General features: G+C 55.0%; 14 protein-coding genes. 8 read left to right on the top strand and 6 right to left on the bottom strand.

The features are described 5' to 3' along the window. Window positions 1-12 precede the first annotated feature (12 nt). Window positions 13-1,674 (top strand): TniQ family protein, encoded by a 1,662-nt coding sequence (locus WDN02_RS02790; protein ID WP_337292060.1) that lies wholly within the window; start codon window positions 13-15, stop codon window positions 1,672-1,674. A 492-nt stretch (window positions 1,675-2,166) separates the two neighbouring features. Here WDN02_RS02790 and WDN02_RS02795 read toward each other — a convergent pair whose 3' ends face one another. Next, window positions 2,167-3,633 carry a hypothetical protein gene (locus WDN02_RS02795; RefSeq protein WP_337292061.1) on the bottom strand — a complete coding sequence of 489 codons (1,467 nt, stop codon included), beginning with the start codon at window positions 3,631-3,633 and terminating at the stop codon, window positions 2,167-2,169. Between the two features lie 867 nt (window positions 3,634-4,500). Here WDN02_RS02795 and WDN02_RS02800 point away from each other — a divergent pair. The 7 genes from WDN02_RS02800 (at window position 4,501) to WDN02_RS02830 (ending at window position 11,198) form a co-directional block, all read left to right on the top strand. Further along, a complete protein-coding gene (locus WDN02_RS02800; RefSeq protein WP_337292062.1) occupies window positions 4,501-5,004 on the top strand; it encodes a hypothetical protein in 504 nt (167 codons plus the stop codon). A gap of 70 nt (window positions 5,005-5,074) precedes the next feature. Continuing rightward, window positions 5,075-6,184, top strand: coding sequence for a radical SAM protein (locus WDN02_RS02805; protein ID WP_337292063.1), 1,110 nt, complete (start codon window positions 5,075-5,077; stop codon window positions 6,182-6,184). Next, on the top strand, window positions 6,175-6,765 hold the full coding sequence (locus WDN02_RS02810; RefSeq protein ID WP_337292064.1) for a 3'-5' exonuclease: 591 nt from the start codon (window positions 6,175-6,177) through the stop codon (window positions 6,763-6,765). Before WDN02_RS02805 ends, WDN02_RS02810 begins: the two co-directional genes overlap by 10 nt. After that, window positions 6,762-7,352 (top strand): AAA family ATPase, encoded by a 591-nt coding sequence (locus WDN02_RS02815; RefSeq protein ID WP_337292065.1) that lies wholly within the window; start codon window positions 6,762-6,764, stop codon window positions 7,350-7,352. Before WDN02_RS02810 ends, WDN02_RS02815 begins: the two co-directional genes overlap by 4 nt. A gap of 51 nt (window positions 7,353-7,403) precedes the next feature. After that, window positions 7,404-8,327, top strand: a complete 924-nt coding sequence (locus WDN02_RS02820; protein ID WP_337292066.1) for a hypothetical protein — start codon at window positions 7,404-7,406, stop codon at window positions 8,325-8,327. 108 nt (window positions 8,328-8,435) lie between these two features. Next, window positions 8,436-9,140, top strand: a complete 705-nt coding sequence (locus tag WDN02_RS02825; protein ID WP_337292067.1) for a hypothetical protein — start codon at window positions 8,436-8,438, stop codon at window positions 9,138-9,140. A gap of 294 nt (window positions 9,141-9,434) precedes the next feature. Further along, window positions 9,435-11,198 carry an AAA family ATPase gene (locus WDN02_RS02830; protein WP_337292068.1) on the top strand — a complete coding sequence of 588 codons (1,764 nt, stop codon included), beginning with the start codon at window positions 9,435-9,437 and terminating at the stop codon, window positions 11,196-11,198. Window positions 11,199-12,330: 1,132 nt separating this feature from the next. Here the strand turns inward: WDN02_RS02830 and WDN02_RS02835 are convergent. The 5 genes from WDN02_RS02835 to WDN02_RS02855 all read right to left on the bottom strand — a co-directional run bounded on the left by WDN02_RS02835 (window position 12,331) and on the right by WDN02_RS02855 (window position 17,259). Next, entirely contained in the window at window positions 12,331-13,914 is a 1,584-nt protein-coding gene (locus WDN02_RS02835) for an IS66 family transposase (protein ID WP_337292069.1), read from the bottom strand. A 73-nt stretch (window positions 13,915-13,987) separates the two neighbouring features. Further along, window positions 13,988-14,332 (bottom strand): IS66 family insertion sequence element accessory protein TnpB, encoded by a 345-nt coding sequence (gene tnpB / locus WDN02_RS02840; protein WP_337292070.1) that lies wholly within the window; start codon window positions 14,330-14,332, stop codon window positions 13,988-13,990. Continuing rightward, complete coding sequence (locus WDN02_RS02845; protein WP_337291549.1) at window positions 14,329-14,682, bottom strand: transposase; 354 nt, start codon at window positions 14,680-14,682, stop codon at window positions 14,329-14,331. The genes tnpB and WDN02_RS02845 overlap by 4 nt, the downstream gene beginning before the upstream one ends. A gap of 814 nt (window positions 14,683-15,496) precedes the next feature. Further along, window positions 15,497-16,528, bottom strand: coding sequence for an IS110 family transposase (locus WDN02_RS02850; RefSeq protein ID WP_337294847.1), 1,032 nt, complete (start codon window positions 16,526-16,528; stop codon window positions 15,497-15,499). A gap of 329 nt (window positions 16,529-16,857) precedes the next feature. Continuing rightward, the gene (locus tag WDN02_RS02855; protein ID WP_337292071.1) at window positions 16,858-17,259 is read right to left on the bottom strand and encodes a hypothetical protein; all 402 of its coding nucleotides are present in this window, start codon (window positions 17,257-17,259) and stop codon (window positions 16,858-16,860) included. Window positions 17,260-17,436: the final 177 nt, after the last annotated feature.

The raw sequence follows: 17,436 nt of genomic DNA on the forward strand, positions 1-17,436 counted from the left end.
CCGATAAGAAACATGACATTTAAAAAGGATCCAACCTTCGAGCCGTTGGGATTACCCCTATGGGCCGCGCCGTCGCCGGAGGAGCCTGCTCACGGCCTCCTTCTGCGGCTCACTCAAATCAACTGCTATCCGAGCGTTCAATATTCGATGCGCGAGACCGGCCTTTCGATCTATGCCCTTCGTCACGGGTGGCAATTTGAAGATCTTGCGAGATTAACTCGATCTGATGTCTCAAATATCGCGCGCGACAGCTTTAGGAAACTAGATGATGTCGTCGTAATTCGAGGAGAAAAGATCGGTAAGATGCGCGACCGGGATTACAACGTTCGGCGTGTTTGCCCATCGTGCCTGCGGGAATCCCTCCACCATCGCTTTTTCTGGGATCTCAGCTTCTTCACCCACTGCCCCAGGCACAAAATCAAGTTGATTGATCACTGCACGTGCGAGCTTGCTCAGCCGTTGACATGGCGTGACGGGCGACTCCACCGCGGAAATTGCTGTCGGACCGGAGACCTTCGAACGATTCACGGCGACACCGCTCAACCCGACGTTGCAGCGATGGAGGCATATCTTGCGGGCAGGCTCGGGATTTGCCCCCGGATCCGGGTCGCTGCCCTGGATGAACTCGATCTCGTCGACGCAATTGATCTGCTTGAGCGCGTTGGCGCCCTCGACGCTGGCGGTTATGCCAAAAATTGGCGACTCGCAAAAAAGGTCAACCTCACACAATCAGCCACCCGTGCGCGAGCTTATAGAATCATCACTGAGGATCGTTTTCAGGAGGTCTTAGACAAGGCTCACGCCGGTTTCCGGCGCGCCAATCCCAATAGATCCGGGAACCTTAGCGCCGGCTACGGATGGTTTTACCACTGGTATAACTATCAAGGCGGAAAGAACTTTTCTCCCTACCTTGCCGAGCAAATTGTTCGCCATGCGAGCCGCAATTTCTATGTGGGGCGGGAAGTAGCGGAATTTAACTCCGATACCATTTCGGCCGATACGCTAGCGGAACTGCTCGAAAACCACGAAAATTCCCTAAGCCTAAGCGAGGCCTCCCGCATCACCGGGTTAAACCACTCAACGTTTCCCAAGTTAGCGCGCGCTCTTGGGCTCATGGAAGCGGGACGCGCCCGGCCTCGATCTATTTCGAAAGCCGATGTTTCAGTTGTAGCAGCGATATGGGCTCGATTGATCGATCGAGAAGCGGCGGGGGACATTCTCGGACTTGCGCGGGGCTCTTTGCACGGGCACTTCAAGCTATTCGTTAGGTTGGGACTCCTGATGCCGTTCATCGCGGGTCCGCCCGGCATGGGGAAAACCCATCGATTTCTTCGAGACGACATCGAGGCGTTTTGTGTCAGGGCGCGGCGGCGTTGCGAGCAGCAGCAGGGACGCCAAGAGGATACGGTCCTGATCTTCGACAGGCATTTTGGCCCAACCGGCCCTCACCTGTTACAGGCAATACTGTCCGGAGACATCGTTGATGCCTGGATCGATCGCGGACAGACCGGCATCCGGTCTATCAGCATACGTAGAAGTGAACTGGTTCGGCTAAGAAAAACACCCGCCCGGGAAGAAACAAACTCTTCTGGAGTAACCGTGGTTGCGCCTTTCGATCATTGGAGAATGCGAGCGCATCAACTGACGGTGCCGGCGCAGGCAGTAGCTTGCTGATGTCTTACTTCTATAGCTTATTCAGCGTGACGCTTGGCGACTGTAATAGATCGTCCATTAAATCCCGGCGGCTATTCCCAGTCCGCAACGCCGCCATGATTGTGGCATGTGGTGGCTGACGCGATTGATGGCGACAAGAGGCAGGTAACAATAAGTGCGGCTTGTATAACCCTCATAACATTCCCCATCACGCTCTTGCGGCGTTGACAGTGTATTACGACACAGCCTACGCTATCTAGCGATGGGCTATCACACGCAAAATAATTTGGACGAAGCCGGGCGCGAAGCGTGACGCAAGCTGCCTTGGCGCGAGCGATACGACTAGCGGTTGATCGCTATCGTTCTGATTATCCTCGCGGCGTTTGCAGCGGGGTTGGCGGTAGAGCGAGGCTTGCGGCTATCGTCTGAGCTGGAGGGTCGCTAATACGGCACGATCACGCTTCAGAACTTGATTTTGGCTGCTTGAGATCAAATGGCGCGCTCTTCGCAATCTTAGTTCGAAAGTCTTACGGTAAATGCAGAGTTCAAATCGCTCGCACTGATATTCAAATTTCTAAGATCTTGCAAAATCGATAACAGCATGGCCGTGTGTCGAGATCTCTCTGGAACGCAATACGTGTCACCTTGGTATGCCACAAACACGTAGCACGGTCCTGAGCTTCCACCCGGTACGATGTCCACGTAATAGGGATCTTGTCTTAGATAATCATCAATCTGAGATACATAAGCCGGAAACGCATATTCGCGCTGATGATATAACCATTCGCCGAGGTAATTGAACACGCCAACCGGCGATCGAAGTGTGACCGAGATCTTGATTTCGCCTATCCCATCATACTTATAGATAATGTCTTTGCCTTTAGTTGTCGTTTTTGCGTTCGAATACGTCTGCGTCGTATAGACTTCTGCTTCTCGATTCTGCACTTTCTTCGTCGTGATCACTGTATTTGTGAGAACGCCGGGCGCCGAGGTCCCGCCGCCGCGCGGTGCTCTGCCGGCGGGCAGCGTCCTAGCTGGCACGCGTATAGCTTGCTGATTGCTGGACGCTCCGCAAACCGGATTAAGCGCCTTTGCAAGAGGAACTCCAATAGCTCGATTGAAGCAGAACTGGCCTACAGCTTCCTGTGGAGATCCGCTGTTTGAAGAAGTGCCCCCCGAACCAGAGTTTGGATTGCCGGAAGCGGCGCCTCCCCCGGGTGGCTTCGAGCTTTGGGGAATTAGCTCCGTGGTGAAGCCGTACGAAATTAAATCGTGTAGAAGTTGTGAAAATTTGCTGAACTCGCAGGTCGTTCCCTGCGTAAAATCCTCGGATTCGAGCCTAGGTAATATTTTGCGATCTTCAGGACCGATGCCCGCCTCGGATACTCCCTCACATTTCAACTCATTTGAGCTCGAGTAATCTTGTTCGAGTGACTTGAAATCCTGTGCGGGATCGTTCTCATATCTTGCAATGGCATGCGGACGAATGTGAGTCCCTTTGGCGGGTGTAATTACTTCGACGTCCAGCCGCTGTATTGCGGCGAACAATACTGCTTCTCTCGGGTGAGCCGACATCAATAACGAGAGCGTTCTCGGCGTGATCGGAGCCAACATCCCATTTTCAAATTGCGTGGAAATCAAGGGATTCGCCTGGTATCCGCCTGTCACTCCACTGCTCACGGCGTTGGTAACCTGAACAATTTTGGCAGTAGCGGGAAGATTTGGTCCAATGGTGATCGTCGGCAGCCCCGTCGTAACAGTTTCCGTTTGACCCCCGTTAACCTGAGTAAGTGCAACGAAATTTAGAGATTGGAGGTTGCTGGCGCGAACTATATTTAGAACCATCTCCTGATTTAATGCATTCTGTGAATTCAGATTACCATCGTAAATGCGAGATCCGAATTGGTCTACCGTCGAGCACGCGGTTAATAGGCTCGTGCTCACTAAAACAATGACCCTACGTAATTTGTGAGATGCCATAAACGCCTCCGTGCGGATGGACTGAGAAGACCAACGCAATGACGGAAGACGCAAAAGACGCGCGTGATCGACAGAAGAGAATCAACGCGAGGTATGGACACGGAATCAGATTGTCACGAGCTTTGCAATATGCCAACGATAGTAATGAATGGAGAACGCGGCGCCGTTACTTTGCGAGAAATGACCATGCGGATCAGGTCGTCATCTAAACTTTCAGTAGCAATTCTCGTCGCGTGCACGTTTATGATAGTTTGCGACCATGCGCTCGCCTGCTCCTGCGACGCCGCTGACAATGACATTTGCCCTGGTTGCCCGGGCAGAATTCCCCCCAACGCGGTGAAACCTTTCAGGATCGAGGCTCGTCACGACACAGGCCTTTCGATGAGCTATCCAGACGAGAAGAAATATCGCGTGAAGAAGACAAAACGGACAACGCTGCGCGTTAGATACTAGGTTAGGAAGCTGCGAGATCTCCGCGATATGTTTCGAGCTATCGGATAGGCGACCGTACATCTTTGGGCTGGCCCGCTCGACGAAAAAATCGAAATTCGCGAAGGCAGACCAGCAAGCGACCGATAGCGCGCTTCAGATGTAGCAGCCAGTAAGGTGCCCCAGGCAATGTAGGTGGCTGGATGAAGTGACGGCAAAAGTGCGCACCGGCGCGCCGATCGATGAAGACGACGATTACCAACTCGACGCCTGGGCCAGCGTTATTCCCTAGCGCCTGATTCTTAGGTGCTGCCGGTGTGTATCGAATCTTCAGGCATAGAGGTGTCTTTCGGAGATGAGCAAGTTAGCCGAAGAAAATAGGTTCATCGTCGATATCGAGAACCGCCAGCGCTATTTCCGACGCAACGCCACGAGCCAATGTTTTGGGAACATCTCGGCCGAGCCGTGGCGACCTTTTGGTACCTGGAGTACGTGCTGACCAGAGCAATTTTCGCTTTCACAGCGACCAGGCGCTACCCAGAAGTTGAAATTCAGGCAGCCTTTGACAAGTGGCTGCCAACGCTCGAGAGAGCCTTAAGAGACCCTCTCGGAAATCTCATCGACTCATACGCCAAGGCTGTTCGTGACCACCCGTCGACTACGCCTCCCAATTTCGACGAACTCCTCCTGCAGCTTCGAGAGGCATCCACACTGCGCAACGTTCTCTGCCACGCTTGTTGGAACGCCCCCGGCAGCGACGGACGATCCCTCCCTATATTTGTCAACAACCGAATGATGGTGTTCGACACCGTCATCGACACCGCCTACCTGACGCAAACGCAGCGAGGAACCGCCGAACTCTCCTGCGATGTCATTACAAGTGTTACTCACCTTGGATGGCGATTTCCCGGCTTCGATGGGCCCCGCAAGCCGGTCTATTAGCGCTCCGTTTAACAACGCACACCCCGAAGAGATTCGATAGTCAGCTCACCCGATCACCCAAGAGAGATTAATGATAAGGCTGCGCGAAGCGCCCTCCGACCTGCCTGAGTCGCTGAAACAAATCGTTGACTATCGAAAATCGGGATTAAGCCTCAACCATGTTGTCGGCTGCCCCCTCGACTGCGGATATTGCGTTCGCCATCTCTTCGGGAACTATGAAATGAAAAGACCGCACCTCGTTATGAGCGACGAAGCGGCAATTAACACGCTGGTCAACCATTGGGCCTTCAGGCCAAGTCAGACGCCGCTGCAGATCTTCAACCGGGCGACCGATCCTTTCCTGCCAGGGGTGAAGGACCATCTCATGAAATGCCTGGAGGATTTGGACGACCGGGGACTCAAGAACCACTTGTTGATCATAACCCGCTGGATCATTGAGGCGGCAGACGTCGAGAAATTGGAGCGACTGAGAAATCTCAAGGTTACAATCCTCGTCACTTGGTCTGGAATTGAAGATGCGCGCATCGAGCCCATCGATAGTCGAATTGCTGAAGATTCGCTTCGAGTGCTCAACGGACATGCCCGCAGGACGAAATCAGTGCTCTATTGGCGACCACTCATTGCCGGCCTCAACGACGCGGATGACCACCTCGGGAAAGCACGGGAATTATCAGGCCTGGCAGACGCGACCGTCTTCACGGGATTATTTTATCGAGAGCAGGTCCGAGCCCATTTTGACAATCTGGGCGTGCCGGAAATGTATCCAGAGGTTGCGCGTCGGAAGATATTGCCCGCCGAGACGGAGAAGCGGGTTCTCGAGGCTCTCCGTGGCCGTGCCATCTTTCGCAAGACGTCCTGCGGTGTCGCCTATGCTCACAAAACCGCGGACTACAATGGGCATTACGGCATCAGAGAAATCTGTGAGATCTGCCCCGCGTCGCAGATCGATCTATGCGCGTCCGAGCATCGCCAACCAACAATGCGCCAAGCCCAAGCGCTCGCGATCGAGGCTGGATTGAGCCCTTGCCCGATTTCAATCGATGAACGACGGGTCAAAGTGATGGGCAGCACCGAGCAACAGCGTTACTTTATGCAGCATTCGCTCAAGTTTCAGGTTCACGACGAAAATCACCCCCACGTATATGGCCGGCACGGAAGAGCAGAGATCGGATGGACGTAGTGTTCCAGAAAGTCTGGGTTATCGACGTTGAAGGAAACGGCGCCACGCCGCCTGACATAGTCGAGATGGCAATGATTGAAGTGAACGACCTCAGGCTGACGAACCGCCAACGCCACTGGCTGATTCGCCCGCAAACACCCATTCTACCGGCAGCCACCCGAATTCACGGGATCACAAATAAGCAAGTTGCGGATGCACCGGGCATTGATGACATATCCGAGGAGATCGTAACCTGGACCGACGGAGCGGCGATCGTCGGTCACAACGTTCGGGTGGAGTTGGATGTCATCGGCCGCCAGGTCCCGGACTGGAAGCCTGCGGCCGCGATCGATACTCTCAAACTTGCAAGAACGCTCAAGCCCGGCCTGGAATCCTACAGTCTTGAAAAACTGGGCGCCGCCTTGGGGTATACCGAGGAGGCAGCTCGGCTTAGTGAGCGGAAGCATCATTCCGCGATCTATGACGCGACCCTCACGTCTCTCATTTATATCGATCTAATCTCCAGCCTGCCCGAGGATCGTCGCCACGCGACGCTGATGGCCGCCAATCTCCTCGATAATCGGCAAGGAACCCTCCTTTGACCCGACGCTCTTTCAAGATCGGCATAACCGGCACTCATTCGACCGGAAAATCGACGTTCGTCAACGGCATCGAAAAGGCACTAAAGAACGACGGATTTGACGTAGGTCGCGTTGACGATCTGGCGACACGGGCCAGCGACCTCGGCTTCCCTATCCTGAGAGACCACACATTCGAGAGCACACTGTGGATCATGGCGGAATGCATGAGGCAAGAGGCCGAGCTCGCACTTTCCTCGGACGTGATCATCGTCGACCGTGCCGTGCCCGATGCCTTTGGATATTTGCTGGCAGCTCTTCAGATTTCTGGTCGAAAACTCGATCGCAAACGGCTGGAAATCTTGCAAGCTATCGCCGGGGCGCACGTTCGAGACTACGATTTTCTGGTCATGACCGAGCTTAACCAATCGATCCCTTTGGGAGAAGGACGCGATCCAGATTCGGCATTTCGAGAGGCAGCCGCCAGTCAGATTCTGAAGATCGTTGACGAGATCGCCCCTGGAACCCAACGAATGAATCTTGAAAATCAAATCGATATTATAAACCAGGCAATCTCCGCGGCTCGAAAGGCTCTATCACCCGCGCGATGATTTCTTGAAATATAGTCACGCGATCGCAAAACTCAGCTTTGGGTAAAGGCAATGGCGCTTGGAACTTGGGCGCGTGAATATGCGGCCATGCGATACATGCGACACCTGTCAGATCAAGCACTCCGGCAGCGTTACGACATGCTTGGGGGAAATCTTTGGAGTACGGACGCTGCGGGCGAAGTGATACCACCTCGCAATGTAGATTTTCATCGAGATCTCCTCCGTCTTATCGCGCATGTGTTCGCCGAACGGGCTTTTAGGGGTGGTGAACAGGCAATTTACTTCGATGCTGCCGAAATCCAGCGGACGGCGGCAGCTGAGTACGAGCCGCCAACCCTCAACCCATTGTTCGTCGGATCGCCGGTCTGCTTCGCTAAATTCGGCAGAAAGGAACACATCGAGAGAGCGTTTCGCGAAGGCGTGCTACGAGTCGCGCCCGCAAGTCTGTTCAACGATCCCTCGCTCAATGCCGCCCAGAGGGACGACGAGCTGCTGCATTGGGCTCGAGCACCACATCGGCGCCTCATGGCGAAATTTTACCGCACAGGTCCTGACGGCAATAGAATAGAAGTTCCCGTAGAAGCTGGAGATTTTTTTCGCGGGCTGAACGTCGCAGATTTTTACGTCTGGTGCTGCGGACTTGGCTATGACGCACGACTGTTTTACGAGTTTCAAGCCGACGCCGTCCTCGTGATCCGCGATATGAAAGAGTTCAATCGGCGACTAACCGCAGCGATGCAAGAATTGTTGCCGGAATGGAATATGAGGCAAGGACCGCTGACGTATTACGATCCTCTTACGGTGCAACGCGAGCAGCTGGTCCCTATATTCAGCAAAAATATTCGATATCTGCATCAAAACGAATATCGGTTTGCTTGGTTGGCACCGGCTAATGAGCACACAATGGCTCCGTTATTCCCCGTTCTCGGGGCTTTAACAAACATTGCGGAATATTATCAGATAGATCGCACATAAATGTTGTGATTAGCAAGGTGGATCCTAAGTGACGCGCGGTCCCCAGGGATGGACAAAGGCCAAATGTCTGCGCGAGGTTTGGCGCTTATTTCAGGAACGAGTTGCCGTATGAAAACGGTAAAGCGAAAAAGCTTCTCGCGACTCTGGCAACTCAAGAGGGCAGACCCGAATTCGCTTGAGTGGATTTATCGGCCCATGGAAGTTTTCGGGCTCTGGGCGGCAGCAATCGTTGGTGCGATCGCAATATGGAGAGCATCCGGTGACGCCCACGATCAATGGAAAGAACTGCACCTTCAATGGCTGGAAAACATTCAAGTGCAGCGCGCGAATCTCGACATTCTCTCTGTAGATACGACCGGACCTATAACGATTGCCGCCTCCAAGGCCCTCGAACTGAGCAGCTTGATGATTTCAACGGATTATTCAAATGAGGGTCAGACCTCGGCAATCATTGTTAAAGCATCCGGCTCGGTCGAGGTACGGCCCCGACCTCCTCTTTCCCTTTCGGACCCTTCTATTTATTGCCCTGCACTTGCTTCTCCTATTGCGTTTGGCAAGGAAATCGTTCGGGGCAACCGGGAATACAAGACAGATCAGAGTGCAACGCCGCATTTTGTGGGCGGTGCTACGCCTAGTATAGGCAAGCCTATCGCGGTGTTCATTGCCGGAAAAATCGTGTATCAGGATATCTTTTATCCACAAACCAAAGAGCACTATGTCAAATGGTGCGCCGAGGTCGATCCAACTCCCGACGGGCGGTCGACGTCCGGCGTCGTTCTCACTGACGAGATTGATCCGCCTGATTTGAATTGACGGCGCTTATCCTGCCTTACACGCGCCAATCTAGACAGGTACAACTTGGCATCTGCCGACCTCCTGCTTCAAATACGAGATGCAGCCAAGAATCCAGCCGTTCAATGCATTGATGTCGGCCGGCGCATTGGCGACTGGCGATAGGGTCGAAGAAACGTGGGGAAGCAGTGATAAACTGACGATGGACAGGGCCTGCTATGACCACGCTATAATGACCCGTAAGGACTTCTCGAAGTACCTTGCTACGAAAATTCAAGGGGAGCACAGTGTGGCGGCAGATACCGGTGAACGCTCATGACTAGCGCGCCAGCAAATTTGCCGGTCTTTGTGATTTTCGCCTCGAATAGTCAAGTCGGGAACGCCGTTAACATTTCCTCTCCCGTATTGATGATCTCGCCGACGAGTCCTGCCACCTGGAACGATTTTGGTCATAACTTTGATGTGACCACGTTATTGAGAAGATCGAACGGACGCCTGGTCCATTTAAATCTCAAAATAATGTTCGAGGGCGGCGGCGATACCTCTCAGCGTTTGACCAGCGCGCTGGCGAGCTCTTCATCAGGGATGATCAATGCTTCGGACCTTCCACTTCCTTTCTGTTCTTTGATGCCGACGGTCGAGGAATATGCCGGTCTTGTAACAGAGTTGGGGTTCGAACTTGCTGTTTCCGTTCTCAGAGCCGCCGGAGATGCCGCTCTCGCTCGGGAAGAGGGCACGGACGCAGAACGGCTGGCTCTTATAGACAGTGTTCCATTTCACGTTGCCATGTTGAGGCGCAACGAGGCGTATACAGCGTTTAGGCGCGGCGCTCGTTATTTGCGCCCTGAGCCTTTGCCGGACGTCTCCGATGCGGCTAGATCCTTCGCTTTAAGCGCATCGCTACCATGTGCGCTGAATGCTTATAGCGTCGTTTTCGACTTCGAAGCCGATCCCTTCGGCCGTGACCGGCTGGCAGTTCTGATCGGCAGCAATGGCACCGGGAAAACACAGATACTTCTCTCCATTATCAATGGGCTGAGGCATCCTCGACCTGAGTCCGAAGCGACTCCTGCTGCGCGTTTCGTTCATGCTGCTTCAGGCGGATTTCGTTTTGGACCTCCGGCGCTCGCGCGTGTTGTCGTATTTTCATCAACGTTATCAGACATTTACCATCAATCCCTCCCGCCGTGGCAGAATATCGATTATGCGTTTTATTCGACGATAGAACCTCGGAGTTCTGCTTCCGATGTGCTTACGCAGTCGTTTGTGGATTGTCTTCGCGATGATCGTCGCGGCTTGTTCAGAACTCAAGCCGGTGACCCCAACAACCAAATGATTTTCCCGGGAGCGAGCCGCCAGGACCTATTGAGAACGATGCTTGGTCCGCTCAATGTCTGGTCAAGACTCTACTTGCCTCTTAGGGCCGGTGCCGATCAAGATTTTCCGTCACTTGTTTCGTCTGATGGTAGATTTTATTTTTCAATCGATTCGTATCGAGCGTTAAATGAAGAGCGGCAACTGAGGCTAATTCATTTTATCGATACGACTTTTGCGCCAGTCGTGTTCAATGACGCAATCGGGCCACGTCGGCTTAGTAGTGGCGAGACGGTCCTCATGCGTTTTTGCGCACAGGCGGTCGCTTCAGTTGAAAAAGGCTCGTTATTTTTATTCGACGAACCCGAGACGCATCTCCATCCACAGTTCATTTCCTATTTCGCGAAGCTCCTGCATATCCTCCTCCAGTCAACGGGATCTATCGCGATTATTGCGACTCATTCCGCCTATCTGGTTCGGGAGGTGCCATCCCGCAGGGTAAGAGTGTTGAGCTTTGACGCCGAACGACAAATCCAGATTTTATATCCCAGAATGCAAACGTTTGGCGCGAGCATTGACGCGATATCAGACTCGGTCTTTTTCGATTCGACGACTGATCATCTCTATATGTCCACTTTACGCGCATGGTTTGCCTCGCAGTCTCCCGAGGGAGTTGACGAAATTGTCGAAAGCGCTGGTGAGGGCATGAATCCGGAATCGCTATCGTATCTCGCGAGTCTGGCGCGCGGGACAGGGCGTATTTGAGTGCTGCCGGTTAATTGTCCCAGCGGTGCCTATGACGCCGCGGCCCTGAAAACTCTTGGTAAAAGGGCGGAGTGGGCTACTCACATAATTAGATGGCAGGCGGCGTACGCGGCGTACCTAGCCTGCGGGGGTGATCCACACGTCATCTCTCCGGCGGTGTTTGTTCCGGACGTCTCCGTCGCACAACGAGATCTCTATGATAGCCGAAAGTCCCGTGGCCCGCTTCGGCGGCTCCGCGATACAGCTGGGTTGCCCTGTTGTCCGATGTGTGGATCTGGGTCCACGGGTCATTTGGATCACTACCTGCCTCGGGGCGCCTATCCGGAATTTTCAATCTTCACTGCTAATCTTGTGCCAGCGTGCCAGCACTGTAATTCCTCAGGCAAAGCGACGACGTTTAAAGGAACTGCGCCGGAGCGTTTCATACATCCGTATTTCGATACTCTTGCCGATCGCGCGCTTTGGCGTGTGCGTTTCATTGCTCCTTTGCCAGCGGTGAATTTTGAAATCGAGGTTGAGGATTGGCTTAATGGAGACGCTCGGACGAGAGTCTTATTTCACTTGAAGCACGTCTTAGGCGGACAATTTCAAATGGCGATGAGGACCAGATGGTCTCGACTTCCCATTCATATTCTGCACCGTTCGGGCGACGCGTTATCGTTGAACGAAGCGGTTGTCACGAGGGAAATCGCGTATCTGTCAGGGTATTCAGAGACGTCGCATGGGCTTAACAGCTGGGAAGCGGCGTTCTACAGAGGACTTGATGCGGATCCGACAGCTCGACGCTGGATCTTGCACGCTGCGGTTTCAAGCGCGGGCGGAGCTCTTGTACAGCAACGTTAAGGTGATTGGTATTAACGCGATTTATCCGTAGTACGGCGCGAAGAGAATTTATCCACTCACGTCTGGCCGTCAAGATTGTGCGATACGATGGCGAGTAATGTTCGCGCGCCAATTGGAATCGTCGACCTATCTTCCGCCCTCCGGCGGCCGCGGCCGCCAGGCTCTAAATCCGCGCCAACCGAAAAGCCGAACTTCGAGAGGTCCGGACAATGCGGCAGATATGCCGACACGCTACTGAGCTCAAGACTCAGAACTCCATATTTCGGTGTAAGCGGTTAGCCGCGGCCGTTCAGGCTGTATAGCGCCAGGGCATGAGAGCATCGATCTCGGCGTTGGGCCAGCTGTTGGCGAGACGCTCGAGCGTCTGCGCGAGCCAGGCGAGCGGATCGACATCGTTCATTTTTGCCGTCTGCAACAATGTCGCTATGGTTGCCCAGGTTCGTCCGCCGCCGTCGCTGCCGGCAAAGAGCGAGTTCTTTCGCGTGATTGTTTGCGGCCGGATGGCACGTTCCACAATGTTGGAGTCAATCTCGACGCGGCCATCGGTGAGGAAGCGTTCGAGCGTCGCCCGCCGTGAGATGGCGTAGCGGATTGCCTCCGCCAATTTGGACTTGCCGGAGATACGTGGAAGCGCGTCTTGCCAAAGCTTGAACAGATCGGCGACGATCGCGACCGAGGTTTCCTGGCGGGCTGCGACGCGTGCATTTGGATCTTTGCCGCGCACCTTCTCCTCGATCTCCCACAGCTGGGTCATGCGTTCGATTGTCGTGGTCGCGAGTTTGGAACTGCCGGCGATGTGCAGTTCGTAAAATTTTCTTCGAACGTGGGACCAACATCCCGCGAGCGTGATGGCATCATTGCCGCGGTCGGGCCGCGCAAGACGATTATAGGCCGTATACCCATCCACCTGCAGGATGCCCCGATAATTGTCGAGATGGCGGGCGACACATTCGCCCGACCGGCTATCCTCGAAGCGGTAGGCAACCATCGGCGGACCGCTGCCGCCGAAGGTCCGGTCATCTCGCACGTAAGCCCAGAGATAGGCTGTCTTGGTGCTGCCGGAGCCTGGTTCCAAGGTTGGCAGCGTGGTTTCGTCGGCGAAGATCCTCTCGGCCTTCTTGATCAGCGTGAGGACGTGGTCGGAGAGGATCTCGAGTTCAAATCCGAGCCGGCCCATCCATTGCGCCATCAGGGCTCGGTCGAGATCCACCTTGTCGCGGGCGTAAATCGCTTCCTGGCGGTAGAGCGGCAGGCCGTCGGCATATTTTGAGACCGCGATCTGCGCCAGAAGCGCTTCGGTCGGGATGCCGCCCTCGATGATATGGGCTGGTGCCGGGGCCTGAACGACGCCATCTTCGTTCCTGAAGGCGTATTTCGGCCGGCGCGTGACGATGACACGGAACTTCGCCGCGACCACATCGAGCCGCTCCGAGACATCCTCGCCGATCAGGATCTTCTGCTTGCCGGCGTGCTCCGGAAGCTCAGCCGGTTCGATAACGATCTCGACCCGCTCGAGATGCGGCGCAAAACCCTTGCGAGGCCGTGCGGCTCGTTTGGCCTTGTCAGGGTCCTGCCGTTTATCGAGCTCGGCCTGGATGGCCCCGAGCCCGGTTTGAACCTCGTCGAAGACGAAGGCACTCTGTTCATCGTCAAGCGCATTGGAGCCGAGTTTTTCGGAGCGGCGCCCGAACCTTGCCCGCTCCAGCGTCTTGAGGATCGAGGTCAGGCGCGCGATCCGTTCTTCGGCGCTCGCATTCAGGGCTTGAAGTTCGGCAACTTCACCCTTGAGAGCATCCGTTTTCTCAGCCATGGCCAGCACCATGGCTTTGAGCGCATCAACATTGTCGGGGAGATCGAAAACCGGCGCCGGCATGACGCAGATCAGAGCATATTTTCACCCCGGTGGCGCGCATTTTCGGCCGCGTGATTCACTCTGCCGCAGCGATTTACCCAACAAACTCAGGCGGCTTCACTGTCACCGCATGAACCCGCTTCCAATCCATGCCGTCGACAAGCGCCATCAGCTGCGCCTGATTGAGTTGAACCCGATGATGCCCGATCTTCGGCCAGCAGAACTGCGCTGTCTCCAGGCGCTTCGCATAAAGAACAACCCCGGACCCGTCCCAAAAGACGATCTTGATTCTGTCGGCCCGCTTGGCACGAAAAACATAAAGAGCGCCGTCGAACGGATCACTGCCGGCGTCCCGCACCAGCGACAATAACCCGTCCATGCCTTTTCGAAAATCGATCGGATGACTGGCCAGAAAAACTTTGACGCCGGACGGGATCATGCCGAGCGAACCGCGCGCACCACGCGCCGCAAATGTGCCTCATCAGCCATGGCGTCCGCACGGATGACAATATCGCCGACAACGATTTCGATAAATGCCGACGCGGACGTCGCGGGTTCAGGCGAGGCATCCAGCTGCGGCGCCGTCAGGCTGACCGATCCCTTACGCAGCGCCTTCCGACGCCAATCGAAGAGCTGCGAAGGGCCAATACCGATGCGACGCGCGATCTCCGACACGTTCGCGCCAGGCACCAGAGAGTCGGCTATCGCTTGATCTTTGAGCTCATCTGACCATCGCCGGCGCAGACGAACCGGAGCGCCCTCAAGACGTTCCGCAACCGCCTCGATCATATGGAAGCTTCTATCACTAGAACTAGGCGCAGACATAGAAGCTCACATCAATGCTTGTGATCCAGCATCAATAACTGCTCCCAAAATCCCATGCCAGATGGGATCACCTTGCCGCTTACATTTCGGTGCCGTTCCGCGTTAAAACACGGGAATCCAGCTACATCCGAGCTCGGGTTTCAAGCACGCAGAGACTTGGCAGCGATCTCGATATCGACCGGCGAGCTGAATGACGCGATGACGGCCACCGCAAATGTAATGATAAGCCGGTACTCGAGCTGTCAACTCGCGTGGGCTGCGCAAGTGCTCGCCGCAACAACCGCCCGATATGCTGTATGTGAGCCCGCCGTTCTCAAAGCAGTGAATGAGAACTGGCGAAGCCTTCCCGGCTTGGAAACTGCCTTCGCCCAATTTCTCGAATTCTTTATCGAAGATCGCGCAGGCCATCTCGATATGGCCCGGGACAGTCTGGGGTAACCAATATTCGCCTTGCTCGCCGCGTGCTCGGTGCAGAGGAGCCTCTTTCTGAGCGTATGGCGCTGAAGATTGTCAATCGTGTGTGGACGCCCCGTTGGATGCAAGGGTTTTTCTATGGGTAAGGGTGTGGTCAGGCGCTTTCGTGTGTCCGGCCTCATGATGCGGCTTTTCACACGCCGCGGGCCCGTATGGGAAGTCCGCGAGCCGAGTCCAAATCGGCGTTGCGCGCTCGAAGCGCTCCGATTGACGCTGGTTTTCTCGGCTCCGTCTCATTGACCGTTTGCCCTTACCCGTTGATCGACCTGCTCACATCTCCGACGTCTTCAGCTGCGGTCGACGCTCAGGCGCCGGCCAGCCGCGAAGCTTGATAAATTCCACCCTTAGTCATTAATGCCCACGCAATCCGCGCGGTGCGATTTGCAAGAGCCACCGCGACGACCAGCCGCGGCTTTCTCGCCATCATTCGTGCCAGCCACGATCCCTCTGGCGCGCCTTTTCGTGCAGCCCATCGCACCTGCGTTATCGCGCCGCTAACGAGCAGCCGACGCAAATCCCGCTGGCCCATCTTGGATGTTCCGCCTAACTTAGTCTTGCCTCCAGATGAGTTCTGCTTAGGCGTCAAGCCCAACCAGGCAGCAAAATCCCGCCCCTTGCCGAAGCTTTCGGGCGGAGGTGCCAGGGCTTCCATTGCGGTCGCGCAGATCACCCCAATTCCCGGGATGGTCATCAAGCGTCTTGCAGTCTCGTCAGCCCGCGCCCGCTCGCGCAATTCTTTTTCGAGCAATGCGATCTGTTCGGAAAGCTTCGTTATGTGGTCAAGAAGCAGTCGGCAGACCCCAAGGATGCAAGCCGGTAGGCCGCTGCTTTCCGGATCCTGAGTCGCTGCCGCAAGCCGCTCGACATGTGCCGGTCCATTGGGAGCAACTACGCCGTACTCGGCCATGTGTCCGCGAACAGCATTGATGGCTTGCGTGCGTTGACGGACGAGAAGATCACGGGTCTTGAACGCAACCCCGGCCGCCTGCTTCTCGACGGATTTCACCGCCACGAAACGCATAGTGGGTCGGGATGCGGCTTCAGCGATCGCTTCCGCATCAGCGGCGTCATTCTTGTTTCGCTTCACGAAAGGCTTCACGTAGATCGGCGCAATCAATCGCACGTCGTGTCCGAGCGCGCTGATTTGCCGGGCCCAATGGTGCGCGCTAGCGCAAGCCTCCATGGCAACAAGACATCTCGGCATGGCGGCGAAGAACGGGAGAAGTTTCGCTCGTGAGAGCGTCCGGCGGAACGCAACCGAGCCGTCCGATCCCGCTCCATGGAGCTGGAATACATTCTTCGCCAGATCAAGCCCGATGATGCTAACTTCTTTCATGGACGCCTCTCCTCTCCTCGCGGTCCTTCGACAACCGCGACCTTGGCACAAGATGCCGTCGGAGGGGCGTCCACCCCATCGGCGTTGAACTTTGGCTCTGACTCATATGTGGAACGGCCCGACTGGCAAGGTGATTTTGGAGATCTGATCCAGTCCGCGGCGGTGCAGTCATATGTCCGGCCTTTCAATGCGGACACTTGACCGCTGGCCATGATGAGATCCGCGATATGCGGTCGCTGTTGATTTCCACTGAGAGCTGACCCAGCGCAGAGGGATATTTCCACCGAGCGGCGCGAACCTAAAAAGTAGGCTGCCAGCGTGGGGACTCTTCAATGCTGATGTTTGAACCATTCTTGGATAGCGATCACCAGGGCGAACATGCGATTCGTCCCAAAGAGCAAGACGCCCACGAGGAGCGCGTGCTTCGATAGCCAGTCGTAAAGAGGCCTACGATTTCGGAAGAAAAATATAATGATGATAATGAGATAACCTAAATACAGCCCAACGGCGAACGCAAGATCAAGGGAAGACAAAACTTCAAAGAAGAAGAATTGGCCAATCACCCCTGCTACTGGCAGGACAATGAAGACGACGAGAAATATGAGAACCGCTTGGCTCAAGAACGGCGCGGTCAATCGCACCACCTCCGGAGTCACAAGCAGAAAGCTCACCAGATCGATTGCATTGATAATAATTTCCTTCTGGGCAACGATCTCCTGCCACTGCGACATTCCTCGCCCCTGAATTTGTTTAAGCCTGTATATTGCGTGTAAGTTAGCCTTGAACCATGTTTGGATCGAGATCTGATGCGGGTTTTCGAGAGAAGCGATTTGGGGCAATCCGTATAGAGTTGCATCCGGGGACGTCGTCGGGCCGGACAAAGTCTGGCTCGTGGGCGCAGCGGAACA

It is taken from the genome of Methylovirgula sp. (assembly GCF_037200945.1).
Taxonomy (GTDB): domain Bacteria; phylum Pseudomonadota; class Alphaproteobacteria; order Rhizobiales; family Beijerinckiaceae; genus Methylovirgula.